At 42.9% G+C, this 3,298-nt stretch carries 2 protein-coding genes and 1 pseudogene; all 3 read right to left on the bottom strand.

Annotated elements, in window-relative coordinates:
- Nucleotides 1-93 precede the first annotated feature (93 nt).
- Nucleotides 94-486, bottom strand: a complete 393-nt coding sequence (locus EWV84_RS12225; RefSeq protein WP_287078202.1) for a hypothetical protein — start codon at nucleotides 484-486, stop codon at nucleotides 94-96.
- Nucleotides 487-598: 112 nt separating this feature from the next.
- The gene (locus EWV84_RS12220; protein WP_287078201.1) at nucleotides 599-1,432 is read right to left on the bottom strand and encodes a hypothetical protein; all 834 of its coding nucleotides are present in this window, start codon (nucleotides 1,430-1,432) and stop codon (nucleotides 599-601) included.
- Between the two features lie 10 nt (nucleotides 1,433-1,442).
- Nucleotides 1,443-3,298: pseudogene (locus EWV84_RS12215) on the bottom strand (hypothetical protein); the annotation flags it as partial.

The raw sequence follows: 3,298 nt of genomic DNA, 5'->3' as shown, positions 1-3,298 counted from the left end.
AAAATAAAGCTTATTAAAAGAATAAGTTATGGATTTACCAATTTTGAACATCTTCGACTTAAGCTGTTTGCTTGCTTTAATTCATAACAAAAATTAACACACGAAAACCAGAAGAGCCACAATTGCCGCAATGCGAGCTTTAGCAGGGACAAAGCTAGAATTTGCTTTGTAATCAGTTAGGTTGGTGGTTGCTACTCCGAATTTAGCTTTAGGACCAAATCCATTTAAAAAAGCGCTAGACCGACCGGATAACGTAACTAATTGTTTTGCGTCTTCATCGTCAAATCCGTATCCAAACGCTTTTACACCGACCGAAACCTCTCCATTTAGGTTAGGTCTGACGATAGTTCGCTCTGGTCCGTTACCTTCACGCCATTTTGCATACTTAACGAAGTCTAAATTCTGGGGTAAAGAGCTAATTTGGACGTTTCCCAGCTTTAAAGCATCATACACCCGTTCTAAATCTGAAAACCTTTTTCTAGCCATGTTATCCGCTCAATAAAATATTTGTACCGCTCTCGGTAAATCCGATAACTCAGTTATAGCAAGGCTTGCAGCCAATCCGACTCGACGGAAGGGTATAGACCATCCGTGAATACTACCCAAACTCATTCACAAGAGCATCAAGGAAAGTAAACGAGCGATCGTAAAGAGCCATTGGCTTGTTCAACCCCCAAATGGTAGCGGTGGCGTACTGGAAGCGCACATCAACCATGGGGCGGCGGCGGGGTTTACGGCGGCTTTTCCCTAAAATTGTCTGACTGCCAGGATTATAGGGAAAAGATTCATTCTCATCGTCGGCAATGTTGGATTTTAAAAACTTCCAATCAGGTGTATGACTCTGTAAGTCTAAAACCTTATTAATCAACTCTTTAGCTGTAGCTTCATCTCGACAAAGTAACTGCAATTGATAACCTTTATCTTTCTCGGTATAAGAATATAATTTCCTTCCTTTTTTCCAAACATATCCGTTAGCGGCTCCGAATTCTGTCTTAATCTTGTTAGCTAAAGTTGTCAACTCTGTTTGAGTAATTGTTGTGCTAGATTCATTCATCAATCTAAAAGAAATTTCCCCCCAAGTTGGGCGAGAATCTTCTTCTACATCATTTTCGTCTTCTTTAAAGTAAAGGGTGATTTGTGGTTTAAATTTTCTGGAAGCCTGCAAGTCATCCAAAGGTATGCCATAAAAGGGCTGCTGCAAATCTTGCGCTTTTCTCAGGGAAAAATAAAATAACAAGAACCGTTGAATCATCATATCACAAGTGTCATTATCTTTGAGTAAACAAGCCCAACGCAATGAAGACCGAGGAACGGCTAAATCTAAATCACCATCTGTAATATCACTAAATTCATCTCGCACCATTCGGTTATGCACTTTAAAAATAGTGCTTTGCCAGTGTTCAAATTCGTTAAAATTAGAAGGGATAGGCATAATAAATAACTTAGCTAGGCTTGGTTAAATCAGATTTATTTATTAGTGGGGACTGTGATGATTCTTTGCCTTGAGTTTCCTTAACATCTTTTTCGTTTTCCTTGCCACTAATTTCGGTTTTGATTGTGTTTAGTTCCGTGCTGATTTCTGCGACGTTTTCGGTCACTGATCTAAATTCACTCGTTATACTTTCGAGGTCAGAAGCGACTTCATTTGCTTGTCTTAAGCCTTCGACAACTTGGTCAATCTTTCTATTTTTACCACTGGAAAAGTTGAAAGTTTCGGTCATCCAGTTGTAAGAATCTTCTAGAACTGTTCCAGATTTTTTTAAAGCGTTGCCGATTTTGCCAGTGTATTTACCAATTTGTTCTAACCCCTCAGTAATGCCGAATAAGGAATCGGTCATTAACTGATAAACATTGACTGCGCTTTGATAGATTCTATTGGCTTTTGCCCAGGTTTCACTTAATGCCGTGTAATTTTCAGCACCTATTAGTCCTTTGACAATATTTTCGATTCCATCGCCGATAACTGTTGAAAAACTTTGGGCAACGTCATCACCGTCTTTGATTCCGATAATACTTAAGGCATTGCCTAAAGTCTGAATCAAAGTCGAGCCAATATTTCGAGACAGCATGACCGCATTATGAATGGCGGCAGCCGTAGCCATTAAATTAAGGGCACGATCAATTACCCTCGACTTCCATAATTTAGTAAATCTATCTTGAAGAAAGCCCGATAAACCGCCGTTAACTTGCGGGCCAAGTTTAGAATTAATAACCTTTAACAGAGATAAATCAATTATTTTTTCTAATAGCAGATCATTTTTTAGGTTAATGTCCTCTAACCCCTGCTTAACAGGAGTAGCAACGCAGCAAGGCGGCTCCTTTGGTGGCGAGGGATTAACAACGGGGTCTTTAGGATTAAGCGGACTAATCGGAACAAACCCTGGAGGGAACGGAGTAGGGTTAGGGTTGGGGTTAGGATTGGGATTAGGGTTAGGGTTGCGATTAGAGTTAGGGTTGGGATTGGGATTAGGGTTAGGGTTGGGATTAGGATTAGGGTTAGGGTTGGGGTTAGGGTTGGGAAAAGGATTAGGATTGGGAAAAGGCGCAAACGGCGGAAAAGGATAAGGCGGTTTGTCCTTATCTGGATCGTTCGGATTTGGATTCGGATTCGGTTTAACTCCGGGGAGTGGGTTAAAGCCCGGAGTAGGATTTCTATAAGGATTCGGGCTTGTAGTTGGGAAAGGAGTTCGCGGGGGGTTAGGCGTTGACGGGGGGCTTAAAGGACTTACGGGACTGCCTGGGTTCAACGCATAAGGAGGAGCGGGCAAAGGCGGCGTGCTTGGGAGAATTCGCTGGCGAGTATCCCCCACCAGGATTTCGACAACGCGAATTGATCCAGGCTTGAACGTTAAAGGTCCAGCATTGCGGTCTGTTTCAGTTCCGAGCGTCTGAACTTGTATTCCGTTTGTTACGACTACGACATCGTTCGCAGGAATATTTTTAAAAACTGTGGGTTTTTTTATTAGAGAAAATGGGCCTTGTACTGAAAACTGCGAAGCTAATCCCCCTGAAACGCTAGTTCCTTTGTATCCTTGTATATTCCCAGACCAATCTTCGCCTTGTATAAAAACGATGTACCCCATATGCTTAAAAGGTAACTTAGTCCCATCAATGCTTGGCGGCACAGTGCTTTGGGGCGCTGGCGGTTGATACCAAGGCGGCAACGTCCCATCGGAAACCGGTGCCGGAAAAAGAAGGTCAAGGAGGACCCCGCCAAGAATCCCCCCGCCAAGCCTACCCAGAGAGCCTCCACCTGGACCGGCCGGAGGCTTAAAGCCAGGCGGTTTAGAAGGCGGCA

It is taken from the genome of Microcystis sp. M_QC_C_20170808_M3Col, assembly GCF_007095505.1.
GTDB lineage: Bacteria > Cyanobacteriota > Cyanobacteriia > Cyanobacteriales > Microcystaceae > Microcystis.
Note: the sequence above shows the minus strand (reverse complement) of the source record. Positions and strands in the feature narration are given on the sequence as shown.